Genomic DNA, 17,113 nt, shown 5'->3' with positions numbered 1-17,113 from the left:
GTCTGCGCGAAAAGTGCCGCCGGAAGCCGGCGGTGTAGGCCGTGAAGGTCGCGAAGAGCACGCTGGAGCGCGAGGCGCGGCGCGTGACGAACGGCGCGGTGTGTCTCGCGCTGAATCGGGTGAAGTGTCTGGTGCAAAGCGGGGCAGTGCGGCTCGTAGCGAGCAACGTGGCGCTTCGTTGAGCGAGCAGCTTGGCCAGTTCCGTTCCGCGCTTCATAACGCGGCCCGCGAGCAGCAGGGCGCTGGACCGCAAAGCGAGCACCGCAGTACGCCTTCGACCGCGCCCCGCGGTGCGCATGGCCGGCAGGCTCGCGATGAGCGAGGCGATGCGCGGCAAAGCGAGCAGCGTGACGAAGTCCGCGACGGGCGCTCGGACGCACCTCGCGTTGAACAGCGTCGTACGCCTGGCAACGAACAGGGAGCGCGCGGGCCACGCCACGAGCAACGCGGGGCTACCCGCGGCGAGCCACGTCACGGCTCGCGCGACACGCAATCGCACGACAAACAATCGGGCGAGCCGCGCAAGGAGCCTCGCGCGCCCCGCGAACCGAGGCCGCCGCGGGTCGTCGAGCCGAATCCGATTCCACCGATCACGTTCCCCGAAGCGCTTCCTGTCTCCGGTCGTCGCGATGAGATCGCGCGGGCAATCGCGGAGAATCAGGTGGTGATCGTGTCGGGCGAAACCGGCTCGGGCAAGACCACGCAGCTGCCGAAAATCTGCCTCGCGCTCGGCCGTGGTCTCGGTGCCGGCGGCAATGGTCTGATCGGCCATACGCAGCCGCGTCGGATCGCTGCGTCGGCGACCGGGCGCCGGATCGCCGAGGAACTCGGCACGCCGTTCGGCGAAGTGGTCGGCTACAAGGTGCGGTTCAACGACAACCTGGCGCCGGGCGCATCGGTCAAGCTGATGACCGACGGCATTCTGCTTGCGGAAACGCAGACCGATCCGCTGCTGAAAGCCTACGACACGCTGATCATCGACGAAGCGCACGAGCGCAGCCTGAACATCGATTTTCTGCTCGGCTACCTGAAGGAGATTCTGCCGAAGCGTCCTGACCTGAAGCTCATCGTGACCTCGGCGACGATCGACGCCGACCGTTTCGCGCGTCACTTCGGCAGCGACGACAAGCCCGCGCCGGTGATCGAAGTGAGCGGGCGGCTGTATCCGGTCGAGGTGCGTTACCGGCCGGTGGTCGAGGACAGCCCGGCGGTCAAGGCGGCGCAAGGGACCGCGGGTGCGGCGTCGTCTGGCCGCGAACGCCCGAAGACGCAGCGCGAGACCGATCGCGATCTGATGGAGGCGATCGTCGACGCCGTCGACGAACTGTGCCGCGAAGGCCACGGAGACGTACTGGTGTTCCTGCCCGGCGAGCGCGAAATACGCGACGCCGCCGAGGCGCTGCGCAAACATCATCCGCCCCATACGGAAATTCTGCCGCTGTTCGCCAGGCTCTCGGCCGCCGAGCAGGAGCGCGTGTTCCGCGCGTCGAACGCGCGCCGCATCGTGCTGGCGACCAACGTCGCCGAAACTTCGCTGACGGTACCCGGCATCCGCTACGTGGTCGACACGGGCCTCGCGCGCGTGAAGCGCTACTCGTATCGCAACAAGGTCGAGCAGCTGCAGGTCGAGTCGATTTCTCAAGCCGCCGCGAACCAGCGCGCGGGGCGTTGCGGCCGGGTCGCCGATGGCATCTGCATTCGTCTGTACGAGGAAAGCGACTTCCAGGGCCGTGCGCGCTTCACCGATCCCGAAATTCTGCGCTCGTCGCTCGCTTCGGTGATTCTGCGCATGAAGTCGCTGCATCTGACGGCGATCGAAACGTTCCCGTTTATCGAACCGCCGCCGGGCCGTGCGATTTCCGACGGCTATCAGTTGCTCAACGAGCTCGGCGCCGTCGACGACGACAATCAGCTGACGCCGCTCGGCCGCGAACTCGCGCGGTTGCCGCTCGACCCGCGCGTCGGCCGCATGATCCTCGCCGCGCGCGACCAGCAGGCGCTGAAGGAAGTGCTGATCATCGCGAGCGCGCTGTCCGTGCAGGACCCGCGCGATCGCCCGATCGAAGCTCAGGAGCAGGCCGACCAGGCGCATCGCCGGTTCGCCGACGAGCGCTCCGAATTCCTGCAGTGGCTGAAGATCTGGACCTGGTTCGACGAAGCGATCGCGCACAAGAAATCGAACCGGCAGTTGCAGGACGAGTGCCGCAAGAACTTCCTGTCGCAATTGCGGCTGCGCGAGTGGCGCGATGTCCATTCGCAATTGCTGACGGTCGTGCGCGAGCACGGCTGGCGCCTGAACGAAGCAGAGGCTACGTTCGAGCAGATCCATCTTGCGCTGCTGACGGGCCTGCTCGGCAACATCGGCCTGAAAGCCGACGACGAGCCGTACTACCTCGGCGCGCGCGGCATCAAGTTCTATTTGTGGCCGGGCTCTGCGCTCGTGAAAAAAGCGGGCAAGTGGGTGATGGCTGCAGAACTCGTCGAAACGAGCCGGCTTTACGCGCGCTGTATCGCGAAAATCGAGCCGGAGTGGGTCGAGAAGGTCGGCGCGCATCTGCTGAAGAAGTCGCTGTCCGAGCCACATTGGGAAAAGCGTGCAGCGCAGGTGTCCGCGTTCGAGCGCGCGATGTTGTATGGTCTGCCGATTTACCACCGGCGGCGCGTCGCATTCGGCAAGCAGGACCCTGCGCGGGCGCGCGAGCTGTTTATTCGCGGTGCGCTTGTTGAAGGGGAGTTCGACACGAAGCTTGCGTTCTTCGCGCACAATCGCAAGCTGCTTGCCGACATCGAACAGCTCGAGCACAAGTCGCGCCGCCAGGACGTGCTGGTCGACGACGAGTTGATCTACGCGTTCTACGATCAGGCGCTGCCGGATGGCGTCTACACCGGCGCGTCGTTCGAGCGCTGGTATCGCGATGAAGTCAAAAAGAGCGGCCAGGCGGAGGACAAGCTGCGGCTGTTGTATTTGTCGCGCGACGATCTGATGCGGCACGAAGCGGCGGGTGTCACGACGGATCTGTTCCCGAAGCGGCTGACGATGGCGGGCATCGAGATGGCGCTGACCTATCACTTCGAGCCGGGTACGCCGCGCGACGGCGTAACGCTCGCGGTGCCGCTGTATGCGCTGAATCAGGTCGACGCGCGTCGTTGTGAGTGGCTCGTGCCCGGCATGCTGAAAGAAAAGACGCAGTTGCTGCTGAAGTCGCTTCCGCAGAAGCTGCGTCGGCATTGCGTGCCGCTCCCTGAATACGCGGCGGGCTTCGTCGAACGGCACAGCGCACAGCGCTTCGGAGCAGGGGGCCTGCTCGAGGCGCTGATCGCCGACGTGCGCGAGCAGACCCAGGTCGCGATGAAGCAGTCCGACTTCAAGCTCGAGACGCTGCCCGCGCATCTGTTCATGAACTTTAAGGTCATCGACGAACATGGCCGGCAACTCGCGATGGGGCGCAATCTGTCGCAACTGCGCGCGGAGCTCGGCGGTCAGGCGCAGCAGCATTTCCAGAAGCTCGTTTCGGGCGCGGCAGGCGCCGCGCTGACCGATGCGGGCGGCGGCGGTGTCGCAACACCTGCGCGCTCTCCGGATCTGGCTGCGAGTGGCCCGGCGCGCGGCAAGGGCGCGGCCGCGCCACAACCCGCGACGCCGGATGGCGCAGCAGCCACCGCGCTGTACGAAAACCTGACCACGTGGAATTTCGGCAAGCTGCCCGAATTGCTCGAAATTCGCCGAGGTGGTCAGACGTTGTTTGGTTATCCGGCGCTCGTGGACCGTGGCACCCATTGCGACGTCGAGGTGTTCGATTCGCCGGAAGAAGCCGCGCGGATTCATCGGACGGGCTTGCGTCGGCTTTTCGCACTGCAATTGAAGGAGCCGATCAAGTATCTGGAAAAGAATCTGCCGGGCCTGCGCGAAATGGCCATGCAGTTCATGCCGCGCGCCACGCAGGAAGAACTGCGCGATCAACTGATCGACACCGCACTCGACCGCGCGTGCCTGCAGGCCCCCCTGCCCGACGACGATGCGAGCTTCCATACCCGACGTGACGAAGGGCGTAGCCGCCTCACGTTGCTCGCGCAGGAAATCTCGCGGCTGGTTGGCCAGATCCTCGCCGAATACGCGAGCCTGATGAAGAAGCTTCTGCAGGCGAAGCCATTCGCGGCCGCGTACACCGATCTGCAGAATCAACTCGATGCGCTGATCGGCAAGCGTTTTGTCGTCGATACGCCGTACGCCCAACTCGCACATTTCCCGCGTTATCTGAAGGGGATGGCGTTGCGTATCGACAAGCTGCGCGCGGACGCCACCCGCGACGCGCGGCAGTTCGCCGAATTCCAGCCGCTGCTGCAGCATTATCAGCGGGCGGTATCGCAGCGCGGCGGCGTCGTGGATCCGCGGCTTGCGGAATTCCGCTGGCTGCTCGAGGAATTGCGCATCTCGCTGTTTGCGCAGGAGCTGCGCACGCCGATGCCGGTTTCGGTGAAGCGCCTGCACAAAGTGTGGGAGTCGATGCAGCGCTAAAGCCAGGGCGCTCGGATGTGGACGCGGGACACTGGGTGTGCACCGCGTCCGGGCTTTGTCCGATACGTTCGCTCGAACTGATTTCACCAATGCATCCCCGCGCCGATCGATGCGCCGAACTGCCGGCGCGAGTCGGTGCTGCCTTGGACCTTGTAGATCCATTTGCCCGTGTTCGACAACTGCGACACGCTGATCGCGAGTGCGGATTGACCACCGTACGTGCCGCCGGCCATCGCGACCATGCCGTGTCCCGGCAGGACCGCTTGTGGCAAGCCCGCCATCGCGATCGCCGATGCCGTGCCTGCGTAACTGTCCCGGCGGGCGGAACGGATCTGGTCGTCGGTATAGCGATTCGCCGCGCTGATCGCGCCGGTCATGCTTTGCTGCAACTGATTGACGTTGACCGCGTCGGTGCCTCGCACGCCGGCCGCGACATTGGTGATCTGGCGCTCCTGGCCCGCCGAGCCAACCGATACTGAGTTCGCTCGGTCTGCGATGGAGCCTTGGCCTAAGGCCACCGAATTGTCGGCGCTCGCGTTGGCTGCGGCGCCGACCGCCGTCGCGTTGTTGCCGTTGGCGATGGCATTCGCTCCGATGCTTGCCGCGCTGGCGCCGTTTGCTTGTGCATTCGCTCCGACAGCAATGGCGTTCGTGCCGCCCGCCTGCGCGTTCGCACCTTCGGCGACCGCGTTGACGCCGCTTGCCCGCGCGTTCGCCCCAGCCGCAATCGCGTGTGCGCCCGATGCCTGCGCGGTTTCGGTCGCGTTATCGCCCTCCGCGCTGAACAACGCGCCGGCTGTGCCGATCGCCGCGTTATTGATCGCGCCTTCGAGCGCCGCGTTCAGCTGACCGAGGTTGACCGCGTCGGACGCGAGCACGCCGTCCGCGACGTTGTGGATGGCGGTGCGCTCTGTGGTATCCCCGCCGAGCGTAATGCTGTTGTGATTGATGCTGCCGTCGGCGTTCGTGTCGTACATGACCGCGCCGTCCAATTTCGCTGCGTTCGCGCTGCTCTGGTCGCTCACCGCTTTCAACTGGGCGACGTTGACCGCATCGGTGTCGGCAGTGCCAGCCGCGACGTTGGTGATCTGGCGCTCGTTGCCCGGTGAACCGACCGACACGGTACCCGCGCGATCGGCAATCGAGCCTTGGCCGAGCGCGACGGAGTTTGCGGCTAGCGCGCTCGACTGATAGCCGAGCGCGAGGGCGCCGTCTCCGTTTGCCGTCGCGCTGGCCCCGAGCGCCGTCGCCCCTGAGCCGTAGGCCGACGCTGATGCGCCCAGCGAGGTCGCGCCGGCCGTGCCGGCGGCAGCGCCCGCGCCGATCGCGGTCGAGTCGGTTGCGCTCGCGCTGGCGCTCGTGCCGAATGCGCTTGCGTCGGTGCCCATGGCGCTGGCGTTGCTGCCCGCGGCGAGCGCGTGTGTACCGTCTGCGAGCGCGTCGTTGGAGCCGTCGGCCGGGTCAGCAGCGCTGAGGTAATGCAGCGCGCTGCTTTGAGCGAGTGCATCGACCTTGTTGTCGACCGCGCTCAACTGGCTCACGTTGACCGCGTCAGTGGGCGCGGCGCCCGCGGCGACGTTGGTCAGGCGACGCTCATTGTTCGCCGAACCGAGCGAGACTTCGCCTGTCGCGCTGGAGGCTGCGACCGGGGTCGCGCCCACTCCCCCGTGCACAAAGGCGCTTTGCGACAGATCCGTCGTGGTGCTGGCATTGGCGCCAAGCGCGACGCTGTTGTCGGCACTCGCGTTTGCGTTGCTGCCGAGCGCGATCGCGCCGGCTCCGGCCGCCGTTGCGCCGAAGCCGATTGCGCTGGCGTAGGCGCCGCTCGCCTGCGCAGCGACGCCAAGGGCGATGGCGCCGACACCGCTGACAAGGGTACTACTACCCAGCGCGACGCTAGAATCCGCCAGCGCCGAGGCCCATGCTCCAGCGGCAAGCGAGTTGGTGCCTCCGGCCTGCGCGACATAGCCGAGCGCGGTCGATCCGACGCTGGTTGCCGTGGATAGGGAACCGAACGCGGAGGCGGCCGAATTCGCCGCGATTGACCCGGAGCCCGCTGCGACCGAGTCGACGCCGAGCGCCGACGCGTTCAGACCGACCGCGGTCGCGCGTTCCGCTTGCGCATTCGCATAGGGCCCGAAGGCGCTCGCGCCTTCACCCTGTGCGGAAGAGGAGAGACCCACGGCGACTGCGCTGTCGCCCTGTGCGGTGGCGCCTGCCCCTACCGCGAGCGCGCCGTCGTTTTGCGCGTTCGCCTGCGAGCCGATCGCCAGCGATGAGTTGCCGCTTGCGATGGCCTGTGCGCCTATCGCGACCGCGGCGTCACCGGGCGCGCTGGCCGTGCCGACCTCGACGGAAGCGACGCCGGCGCCGTTCGCTTCCGTGACGTAAAGGGCCGCCGCTATGGCAACACCCGCGGTACGTCGAACCACCCGGGACATGCTTTTCTGGCGCGCGCAAGCAACGTGTGTTTGCAGGCAGGCTGTTCGCGACGCCGCGACTTTTATTTGAGACGTGGTACGGCGAATTATCGAAATATGTTTGGGCATCAATTTAAATTTCTCCGCATTATTGTGCTTTGTGCGTTTGGTGTGTAATTCAAGATAAACGCGACGTTATTGCCATGGTGGGTTTTAAAATATTGAAAATACAAAACGCTGGGCATTGATGAAACCTGCGTTATTTGGCCGAGCGCGCGTCGTCCCCGCGTTGTGCGCGCGGCTTTCATGGGTGAGGCGCTGGCGAGGCGGCGCGTAGAAGAATTCTCCGATGTACGCGCGCAATTCGGATATCAGCGAACTCCGAAATTCAAACGGGCTAAAAAATATATTAATACAGGTAGATTTTAACTGGTGTGAAAAAAGGAATATTCCTATTTTTTCGCTAATGCTTCTGGGCGATATTGGCGTGTGGTTGATGCATGATTGATTCTGACAAGGAGAGCACATTGATTTCGCACTCGAAAACCCGTGACGCGAGCATCGACCTGGACGTGGTAGACGAACCCACCTGCGCGCGGCCGCACTTCATCGCATCCGTCATTTTTCGGTCGTCGCCCGGTGACTTACGTCAACCGCTCGGGCCGGCAAACGTTCTACAATGACCGTTGTTCTCCGAAGCGAGTTTTCATGCGTAAATTTCTTCTTCCCGGCTTCACTGCCACGTTCGCCGCGGCTGCGGCGCTGGTCGCCGCCGCAGGCTTTTTTTCTACGGCGGCGCACGCCAATAACGTGATCGTGCTCAATTCCGGTGAGGCCACGCTGAGCCTGATCGACGAGAACAGCCGACAGGTCATCGGCACCGTGTCCACGGGCAAGGAACCGCATCACCTGATGGTCACGCCGGACAATTCCTCGCTGATCGTCGCCAATTCGGTGTCGAACAACCTGATGTTCGTCGATCCGAAAACGGGGCAGTTGCAGCGCTGGGTCGAAAACATCGAAGATCCCTATCAAATCGGTTTTTCGCCGGATCGCAAGTGGCTCGTCACTACGGGCCTGCGGCTCGACCGCCTCGACATCTACCACTACGACAACCAGAAGAACCAGATGACGCTGGCTACACGGTTGCCGCTCGCGGTGATGCCGAGCCACATGGCGTTCACGAACGACAGCAAGACGGTGTTCGTTTCGCTGCAGATCTCGGGCGAACTCGCCGCCATCGATCTGCCCACGCAAACCGTCAAATGGAAGATGAAGGTCGGCAAGGTGCCCGCGGGTCTGTGGATGACGCCGGGCGAAAAGTACCTGCTCGTTGGCATGACCGGCGAGGACTACGTCGCCGTCGTGGATTGGCGCAACCAGAAGGTTGTCAAGACGATTCACACCGGCAAGGGCGCCCACAACTTCCGCTCGCTCGCCGACGGCAAGCATGTCGCGGTGTCGAACCGCGTCGCTAGCACGATCAGCATCATCGACGAAGACACGCTCACCAACGTCGGCGACATCAGCGGCCTGATGCCGGGACCGGATGACATGGAACTTTCCGCCGACAAGCGCTATCTGTGGGTGACCTTCCGCTTCGCGAAGCACATTGGCATCATCGATCTCAACACGCGCAAGCTGATCCAGACGATTGCAGTGGGCCGCTCGCCGCATGGCATCTATTTCTTCAACCGCGCGCCGGTCACGGCGCCGAACGGTGCTTGAGGGGTCTCAGCGTGTGCCTGAGAGCAACAGAGCAGAGCCCGGGCGCCACGAGCCATCAAGAATGAAGTAACAGGCCAGCACAATGTTCCATCTGATTTTCTCCACACTCGACAGCTTCGTTTCAGCCACGCAGACGTGGCTGTACGTCGACGTGGTGCAGCCGCTGCTGTTCCGGTTCAATCTGATGGACTACGACGAGGACACCTACGACAGCCTGTACTGGGTCATCGTCGGTGTGCTCGAGGTGCTCGCGATGTACGCGATCCTGCGTCCGCTCGAGGCGCTGCGCCCGGTCGAGCAATGGGAAAACCGCAAGGCAGTGCGCGTCGACGTGCTGTACACCTGGATCGCCAAGCTCGGCATTCTGAACCTGTTCTTTTTCTTCGCACTGCAGCCATTCTTCGACAACGTGCAAGGCTGGCTCCGGCTTCACGGCATCGCGAACCTGAACTTCGACAACCTGTGGCCTGGCGTGACCACGCAGCCGCTCGCCACGTTCGTCATGTATCTACTGGTACTCGATTTCGCCGGGTACTGGTATCACCGCGGGCAGCACCGCTTCGGCGTGTGGTGGGAACTGCATGCGGTACACCATAGTCAGCGGCAGATGTCGCTGTGGTCCGACGATCGTAACCATCTGCTCGACGATTTGCTGCAGGCGTCGTTCTTCGCGGTGATCTCGCTCGCGATCGGTGTGCCGCCGTCGCAGTTCGTCGTGCTAGTCGCGATCACGAACCTCGCGCAAAGCGTGCAGCACGCGAACATCCGCCTGTATTACGGCTGGCTCGGCGAGCGGCTGCTCGTCAGTCCGACATTCCATCGCCGTCACCACGCGATTGGCTTGGGTCATGAAGGGCTCAAGTACGGCTGCAATTTCGGCGTGCTGTTCCCGTGGTGGGACATGCTGTTCCGCAGCGTGTCGTGGAGCCGCGACATGGAGCCGACCGGTATCAGCGATCAGCTCGAAGGCCGCCGCTATGGTGATGGCTTCTGGGCGCAGCACTGGTTCGCGTTCGTGCGCATCGCGCATCGCCTCGTATCGAAGCGCCGCGCAACCCGCAACGACACCGCCGCCGTTTGAGTTCATTCAGAGTATTCAGAATCCATTCTGCGCCCATTGCGCATCCATTCGTGCACGCGCTCCGCCGCCCCGCCCACTTCCGCCGGCGGCGCGTCCCTTGGTTTATGCTGTGCACGTTCGTGCGCGCCTCCAGTGCCCCAGCATGCCAGGCCGGGGCGGCGCGTTTTTCCCGTCCATCGTTTCGTACGCAGGCATTGGCTCGATGAATGATCTGTTGCGCTCGTTTGGGCGCGCACTCGCAAGCGCGTTGCATCCGCGCATGCTCTGGCTGACCTTCAAACCGTTTATCGTCGCGACGGTCGGCTGGGGATTACTGCTGTGGTTCTTCTGGCAGACGCTGACCGGCGCGACCCGCACCTGGCTCGACGACTGGTCTTTCACCGCCACGCTTTATCATCTGTTCGACGTGCTCGGTTTTTCGACGCTACACGCGGTCATCGCGCCGTTCATCGTGATCGCGATGGCGATCCCGTTGATCGTCGTCACGGTGCTGCTGCTGATCGCCATGCTGTCGATGCCGGCCGTGATCCGCTTTCTCGCGGCGCGCCAGTTCGCCGGGCTGGAGATACGACGCGGCGGAACATGGTACGGTAGCCTCGGTCAGGCGCTCTGGACCACGCTGCTGTGTCTCGTCCTGCTGATCGTCACGTTGCCGTTGTGGCTCGTGCCGCCGTTCTTTGCGCTGATTCCGCCGCTGCTGTGGGGTTGGCTCACGTATCGCGTGATGACCTACGACGCGCTCGCGTTGCATGCGACGCCCGACGAGCGGCGCGAACTGGTGCGGCGCCATCGGTTGCCGTTGCTGCTGATCGGTGTCGCGAGCGGCCTGCTAGGTTCGCTGCCGACGCTGCTATGGGCGTCGTCTGTATGGCTGATCGTGCTGTTCCCGGTGATTACGACGGTGACGATCTGGATTTACGCGTTCATCCTCGTGTTCTCGGCGCTGTGGTTCGGCAACTACTGCCTACGCGCGTTGCAGCGGATGCGGGCGGAAGCGTCTGGCGGCGCGCGCGAGGTCGCGCCGATTCCCTATTGATCCAAACGAAAGAGGCGGCAATGGCATTTGGCGTCATCATCATCGGCGATGAAATCCTGTCGGGCAGGCGCGTCGACAAGCATCTACCGAAGGTCATCGAGTTGCTCCGGGCGCGCGGGCTGTCGCTCGGCTGGGCGGAGTACATCGGCGACGATCCGGAGCGCATCACGGCGACGCTGCGTCGCACGTTCGCGTCGGGCGACATCGTTTTCTCGACGGGCGGCATCGGCGCGACACCTGACGACCACACGCGCCAGTGCGCGGCGGCCGCACTCGGCGTGCCCCTCGAACTGCATCCGGAGGCGGCGAAGCTGATCCAGGAGCGCATCCGCGACATGTATCCGGCGACTTCGGCGATGCCGCTCGATCTGAACTCGCCCGAGAACCGGCATCGCCTGAACATGGGCACCTATCCGCAGGGCGCCGACATCATTCCGAATGGCTACAACAAGATTCCGGGCTTTTCGATCCGCCAGCACCATTTCGTGCCGGGTTTCCCGGTGATGGCCTGGCCGATGATCGAGTGGGTGCTCGACACGCAGTACGCGCATCTGCATCACACCACGCCGCACGCTGAAAAGTCGTTGCTGGTGTTCGAGCTGCCGGAGTCGCGCGTGACGCCGCTGATGGAGAAAATCGAGCGCGATTTTCCGGGCGTGCGGGTGTTCAGCCTGCCGAGCGTCGGGGATGCGGAGCGCGGTGGTGTGTATGCGCGGCATCACATCGATCTCGGTGTGAAGGGTGAGCCGGAAGCCGTCGCCGCGGCGTTCGTGAAGCTGCGCGAGGGGGTGCATCTGCTCGGTGGCGATATTGTCGAGCCTGAAGTAGCGGCCGCGGCGGCAGCCGCCACCGGTAAGCCGCGAAGCTGAGCGGCTGGCAGCGGTTCGCGCCGGAGGTTGGGTTGGCGCGGGCCGCGACATCCCAGTGTCACAACCCGCGCCGACGATGCAATCAATGCGTGGTCGGCGCGTCCCGTTTCGATTGGCCTGCCTCAGACCCGTGCGACGGGGCTTGCGCATGTGAGGGCAGTGCGCCGACCGCCGTCAGGCGCCGATCCAGGGCAAGCCGCGAAAACACCATCCCGACACCGTCTTCCGATGCCCCTGGCCGTCCTTATCGCCTTCGAAGCCTTCCAGCAGATCGTACGCCTTCGTGAAGCCGGCCTGGGTCGCGGCGATCGCGGCCAGCTTCGAGCGCGCGGCGCTGCGGCACAGGAACAGCACTGGCGTGTCGGGCGAGGCGACCTGCGCGAGTTGCTGCATGAACTCCTGATTGGGCACCGCGCCCGGATAGCGCGTCCATTCGACATGCGCGTATTGGCCATCACCGATCACCGGCCGGCCGACCCAGTCGAGTTCGGCGCGGGTACGCACGTCGACGAGACGGGTGCGCGGATCGAGTTCCAGCAGTTCGAACGCCTCGGCCGGCGATACCGCGCCCGCGTAGGGCAACTGGTTCTCGGCGCGACGGGCGTCCGCCTTCGCGTAAAGCTGTTCGAGCGTGCTCATGAGCGTCAATCTCCTTCGGACCAAATGATCATTCTAGCGCGCGGCAGGCACCGCGCAGACCTGTGTAGACTGGGCGTCTGCGGGGCAGTCGGCGGGCGCTGTCCTAACCTCGATGCGCAAATATGGTGCGCTTTAATCTGAATGCACCAAAATGGAAGACAACGTGTTTTCCAAAGCGGTGAATGCACAAAACTGGTGCGTGCGGATGTTCGGGCGTTTCTTCGTGGCGCGGCCCGCGCTCCGCACGCAGCCCGCACACGTAAGCGCAGCAAGGATGTCCGCCGAATTGGCTCATAGTGGGCTCATAGGTGGCACACTATCTGCTTTATTGGTGCCGATCGATTGGTCCCGCAGAATTTTCCGCCTGCGACGCCGTATATGTGGACGTTCCGGGACGGGTCAGCTAGATTGGGCGGCGGCTGAATTCCGCCGAAATTGTTAATCAGGAGATAGGTTATGAGTAAATCCGTGGCCGACGTCGTTCAACTCGTCAAAGACGAAGACGTCAAGTTTGTCGACTTCCGCTTCACCGACACCCGTGGCAAGGAGCAACACGTTTCGGTGCCGGTGTCGGCATTCGATGAGGACAAGTTCGAAAGCGGCCATGCGTTTGACGGTTCGTCGATTGCCGGCTGGAAGGGCATCGAAGCATCGGACATGTTGCTGGTCCCGGACGCGAACACGGCCTTCATCGACCCGTTCTTCGAAGAATCGACCCTCGTGCTGACTTGCGACGTCGTCGAACCGGCTGACGGCAAGGGCTACGAGCGCGATCCGCGCTCGCTCGCAAAGCGCGCCGAAGCGTACCTGAAGAGCTCGGGCCTCGGCGACACGGCCTTCTTCGGTCCGGAACCGGAATTCTTCATTTTCGATTCGGTCCAGTGGAACACGGACCAGTCGGGCTGCTTCATCAAGATCGGCTCGGAAGAAGCACCGTGGTCGTCGGCGAAGGAATTCGAAGGCGGCAACACCGGTCACCGTCCGGGCACCAAGGGCGGCTACTTCCCGGTCGCGCCGGTCGACACGTTCCAGGACATCCGCTCGGAAATGTGTCTGCTGCTCGAACAGATCGGCATTCCGGTCGAAGTGCACCACCACGAAGTGGCGGGCCAGGGCCAGAACGAAATCGGCACCAAGTTCTCGACGCTCGTGCAGCGCGCGGACTGGCTGCAGCAGATGAAGTACATCATCCACAACGTCGCGCACACGTACGGCAAGACGGCGACGTTCATGCCGAAGCCGGTCGTCGGCGATAACGGCTCGGGCATGCACGTTCACCAGTCGATCTGGAAGGACGGCCAGAACCTGTTCGCGGGCAATGGTTACGCGGGTCTGTCGGAATTCGCGCTGTTCTACATCGGCGGCATCATCAAGCACGCTCGCGCGCTGAATGCGATCACGAACCCGGGTACGAACTCGTACAAGCGTCTCGTGCCGCACTTCGAAGCGCCGGTCAAGCTCGCTTACTCGGCTCGCAACCGTTCGGCATCGATCCGTATTCCGCACGTGTCGAACCCGAAGGGCCGCCGTATCGAAACGCGCTTCCCGGATCCGCTGGCGAATCCGTACCTGTGCTTCTCCGCGCTGATGATGGCGGGTCTGGACGGCGTGCAGAACAAGATTCACCCGGGCGAAGCTGCCGACAAGAACCTGTACGACCTGCCGCCGGAAGAGGATGCAAAGATCCCGACCGTGTGCGCGGGCCTCGACCAGGCTCTCGACGCACTCGACGCGGACCGCGAGTTCTTGACGCGCGGTGGCGTGTTCACGGATTCGATGCTCGACGCGTACATCGAACTGAAGACGGGCGAGCTGCAACGCTATCGTCAGTCGGTGCACCCGATCGAATTCGAAATGTACTACTCGCTGTAAGCGGCCATGGCGCTTCGCCCTTCACGCGGCGAAGCGCTTTGCCCGACGCTCGCGATCGGTCACGAAGGGACGGCGGCGCCGTCCCTTTTTTGTTAGGCCATACGCACGGCCGACCGCGCGCGGTCAACATGCAATTCGACGAATCACCAACGGGCCCGCACTCCTGATTTACCACCATCTCCTACCGGCCACACTGCAAGATGGTTCTCAAGAATCTGATCAAGGCAAGGAAAGTACACGAACAGACGCTGTCGGATGACGTTCAGCTCGTGAGCTCTGGCTTGCTGCCGGGTTTCGAGGCGTTGCCCACCGTCGTGCTGGTGCTCGAGAAGCGCACGCTGCGCGTCGCGTTCGCGAATCCGTCGGCGGAATCGATGCTGGAGATGTCGCGCAAGCAACTGACGCAGATGGCGTGGCCGGACATCTTCTCGAATGCGGACGAACTGGTCGCGACGATCACCGCGATCGCCGCTCACCGTTTTCACGCGACGCATCTGGACGCCGTGCTCGAGCGTCCCGGCCACGAGCCGCTGCACGTGCATGCGATCGTCGGCTTTCTGGAAAGCGCGCAGGACTACGTGCTGCTCGAACTGTTCGAGAACGAGCGGCATCTGCGCACCGACCGCGAAGAGCGCATCAACGACCTGACGGCCGTCAACAAGCATCTGATCCGCAATCTCGCGCACGAAATCAAGAATCCGCTCGGCGGCATTCGCGGCGCCGCGCAGTTGCTCGAGTTCGAACTCGGCGAGCGTCAGCGCGACGAGTTGCGCGAGTACACCCAGGTCATCATCAAGGAATCGGATCGCCTGCAGACGCTGGTCGACCGCTTGCTCGAACCGCACCGGCATCCGCATATCGTCGGCGACGTGAATATTCACGAGGTGTGCGAGCGCGTGCGTCAGGTGATTCTCGCGGAATTTCCCCGCGGTCTGACGATCGAGCGCGACTACGACGTCAGCGTGCCGGATCTGCGCGGCGACAAGGAGCAGCTGATCCAGGCGCTGCTGAACATCGTGCGCAATGCGGCCGAGGCGTTGCGCGAGCGGATCTCGCAGGGCGATGCGCGCATCGAGTTGCGTACGCGCATCGCGCGCAAGGTCACGATTTCAAAACGCCTGTGCAAGCTGGCATTGGACTTGCATATCGTCGACAACGGCCCAGGCATTCCCGAAGAGATTCGCGACCGCATTTTCTATCCGCTCGTATCGGGGCGCGAGGACGGCAGCGGTCTCGGTCTCACGCTTGCGCAGACCTTCGTGCAGCAGCACGAAGGCCTGATCGAGGTGGATAGCCGGCCGGGCCATACCGAGTTTCAGATTCTGCTGCCGCTCGATCTCTAGATACCACCAAGCACCTCAAGACCGACCTTATGAAGCCGATCTGGATAGTAGACGACGATCAATCAATTCGCTGGGTGCTCGAGAAAGCGCTGGCGCGCGAGAACTTCGCGACGCGCAGCTTCGCGAACGTGCGCGAAGCGTCGGCCGCGCTCGATCATGACAGCCCGCAGGTGCTGGTCTCCGATATCCGCATGCCCGGCGGCTCCGGGCTGGAGCTGCTGCAGACCGTACGCGACAAGGTGCCGGGCTTGCCGGTCATCATCATGACCGCGTTCTCGGATCTCGATAGCGCGGTCGCCGCATTCCAGGGCGGTGCGTTTGAGTATCTCGCGAAGCCGTTCGACATTGATAAGGCGGTCGAACTGATTCGCCGCGCGGTCGACGAAAGCATGCGCGGCGAGCAGACATGGGACGACCGCGTCGCTGAAGCGCCCGAGATGCTCGGCCAGGCGCCTGCGATGCAGGACATGTTTCGCGCGATCGGTCGCCTGTCGCATTCGGCGGCCACCGTGCTCATTACGGGCGAATCAGGCACCGGGAAGGAACTGGTCGCGCGTGCGCTGCACCGACATAGCCCACGCGCGAACGGCCCCTTCATCGCGTTGAACACGGCCGCGATTCCGAAGGATCTGCTGGAGTCCGAGCTGTTCGGTCATGAGCGCGGCGCGTTCACCGGCGCGCAGGCGATGCGCCAGGGACGCTTCGAACAGGCCGAGAACGGCACGCTGTTTCTCGACGAAATCGGCGACATGCCGTTCGATCTGCAAACACGCCTGTTGCGCGTGCTGTCGGACGGACAGTTCTATCGCGTGGGCGGCCACAATCCGCTGCGGGCGAATGTGCGCGTGATCGCGGCGACGCACCAGAACCTCGAAGCGCGCGTGCGGCAGGGGCTGTTTCGCGAGGATCTGTATCACCGTCTGAACGTGATCCGTCTGCGCTTGCCCGCATTGCGCGAGCGCAGCGAGGACATTCCTCTGCTGACGCGGCATTTCCTGCAGAAGAGCGCGCGCGATCTCGGCGTCGAACCGAAGCGCGTGTCCGACGAGGCGCTCGCGTATCTCGCGTCGCTGCCGTTTCCGGGCAACGTGCGGCAACTCGAGAACCTCGCAAACTGGCTCACGGTGATGGCGCCCGCGCAGACGATCGAAATCAAGGATCTGCCGCCCGATCTCGGTCCCGCGCACAGCGGCGGGAGCGAGCCTGGTGCGGGTGCCGCCGCGGGAGCGACGACGGATGGCGCCGTGGCGACCAATGCGGGCTTCACGGTCGGCGCGCCGCTCGCTGGCGCGAACGCCAGCACGCTCGTGCATCCGGCGGGTGCGTCGGTCGCCACTGCGCTGAGCGCATGGGAAGGCGGCCTGCGCACCGAAGTCGCGCGCATGCTGCGCGAGAACGCGGCCGACGTGATGGACGAACTCGCACGCCGCTTCGAAGCGGCCGTGATCCGCGAGGCGCTCGACTTCACGCGCGGCCGCAAGGTCGAGGCGGCCGAGCGGCTCGGTATTGGCCGCAATACGATTACGCGCAAGATTCAGGAGCTCAATCTCGAGCCTTGATGCGTTCGTATTGAGCGATCCTGCATCGCAGGCGAGGGCGGCTCTGGCCG

At 63.9% G+C, this 17,113-nt stretch carries 11 protein-coding genes; 9 read left to right on the top strand and 2 right to left on the bottom strand.

The genetic code is table 11. From position 1 onward, the window contains the following. Positions 1 to 41: 41 nt before the first annotated feature. Together BC1002_RS37690 and hrpA are read left to right on the top strand one after the other, a co-directional pair. The gene (locus BC1002_RS37690) at positions 42 to 182 is read left to right on the top strand and encodes a hypothetical protein (protein WP_157874661.1); all 141 of its coding nucleotides are present in this window, start codon (positions 42 to 44) and stop codon (positions 180 to 182) included. After that, positions 179 to 4,516: an ATP-dependent RNA helicase HrpA gene (hrpA, locus tag BC1002_RS09585; protein ID WP_013089847.1), complete on the top strand. Its 4,338-nt coding sequence runs from the start codon at positions 179 to 181 to the stop codon at positions 4,514 to 4,516. The genes BC1002_RS37690 and hrpA overlap by 4 nt, the downstream gene beginning before the upstream one ends. 83 nt (positions 4,517 to 4,599) lie before the next feature. On the opposite strand, the gene BC1002_RS09580 is transcribed toward hrpA, so the two are convergent. After that, complete coding sequence (locus BC1002_RS09580) at positions 4,600 to 7,065, bottom strand: YadA family autotransporter adhesin (protein WP_041734380.1); 2,466 nt, start codon at positions 7,063 to 7,065, stop codon at positions 4,600 to 4,602. A gap of 579 nt (positions 7,066 to 7,644) precedes the next feature. Between BC1002_RS09580 and BC1002_RS09575 the strand changes: the two genes are divergently transcribed. The 4 genes from BC1002_RS09575 to BC1002_RS09560 all read left to right on the top strand — a co-directional run bounded on the left by BC1002_RS09575 (position 7,645) and on the right by BC1002_RS09560 (position 11,650). Next, positions 7,645 to 8,664, top strand: coding sequence for a YVTN family beta-propeller repeat protein (locus BC1002_RS09575; RefSeq protein ID WP_013089845.1), 1,020 nt, complete (start codon positions 7,645 to 7,647; stop codon positions 8,662 to 8,664). Between the two features lie 82 nt (positions 8,665 to 8,746). Next, the gene (locus BC1002_RS09570; RefSeq protein WP_013089844.1) at positions 8,747 to 9,745 is read left to right on the top strand and encodes a sterol desaturase family protein; all 999 of its coding nucleotides are present in this window, start codon (positions 8,747 to 8,749) and stop codon (positions 9,743 to 9,745) included. Between the two features lie 202 nt (positions 9,746 to 9,947). Then, on the top strand, positions 9,948 to 10,781 hold the full coding sequence (locus BC1002_RS09565; RefSeq protein WP_013089843.1) for an EI24 domain-containing protein: 834 nt from the start codon (positions 9,948 to 9,950) through the stop codon (positions 10,779 to 10,781). A 20-nt stretch (positions 10,782 to 10,801) separates the two neighbouring features. Next, entirely contained in the window at positions 10,802 to 11,650 is an 849-nt protein-coding gene (locus tag BC1002_RS09560) for a competence/damage-inducible protein A (RefSeq protein WP_013089842.1), read from the top strand. Positions 11,651 to 11,824: 174 nt separating this feature from the next. Here the strand turns inward: BC1002_RS09560 and BC1002_RS09555 are convergent, their stop codons facing one another. Beyond that, on the bottom strand, positions 11,825 to 12,289 hold the full coding sequence (locus tag BC1002_RS09555; RefSeq protein WP_013089841.1) for a rhodanese-like domain-containing protein: 465 nt from the start codon (positions 12,287 to 12,289) through the stop codon (positions 11,825 to 11,827). A 456-nt stretch (positions 12,290 to 12,745) separates the two neighbouring features. Between BC1002_RS09555 and glnA the strand changes: the two genes are divergently transcribed. From glnA to ntrC, 3 genes are all read left to right on the top strand, one after another. After that, positions 12,746 to 14,161, top strand: a complete 1,416-nt coding sequence (glnA, locus tag BC1002_RS09550; protein ID WP_013089840.1) for a type I glutamate--ammonia ligase — start codon at positions 12,746 to 12,748, stop codon at positions 14,159 to 14,161. A gap of 200 nt (positions 14,162 to 14,361) precedes the next feature. Continuing rightward, entirely contained in the window at positions 14,362 to 15,504 is a 1,143-nt protein-coding gene (glnL, locus tag BC1002_RS09545; RefSeq protein ID WP_013089839.1) for a nitrogen regulation protein NR(II), read from the top strand. 29 nt (positions 15,505 to 15,533) lie between these two features. After that, positions 15,534 to 17,063, top strand: a complete 1,530-nt coding sequence (gene ntrC / locus BC1002_RS09540; protein ID WP_013089838.1) for a nitrogen regulation protein NR(I) — start codon at positions 15,534 to 15,536, stop codon at positions 17,061 to 17,063. Positions 17,064 to 17,113: the final 50 nt, after the last annotated feature.

Source organism: Paraburkholderia atlantica, from assembly GCF_000092885.1.
GTDB classification, from domain to species: domain Bacteria; phylum Pseudomonadota; class Gammaproteobacteria; order Burkholderiales; family Burkholderiaceae; genus Paraburkholderia; species Paraburkholderia atlantica.
Note: the sequence above shows the minus strand (reverse complement) of the source record. Positions and strands in the feature narration are given on the sequence as shown.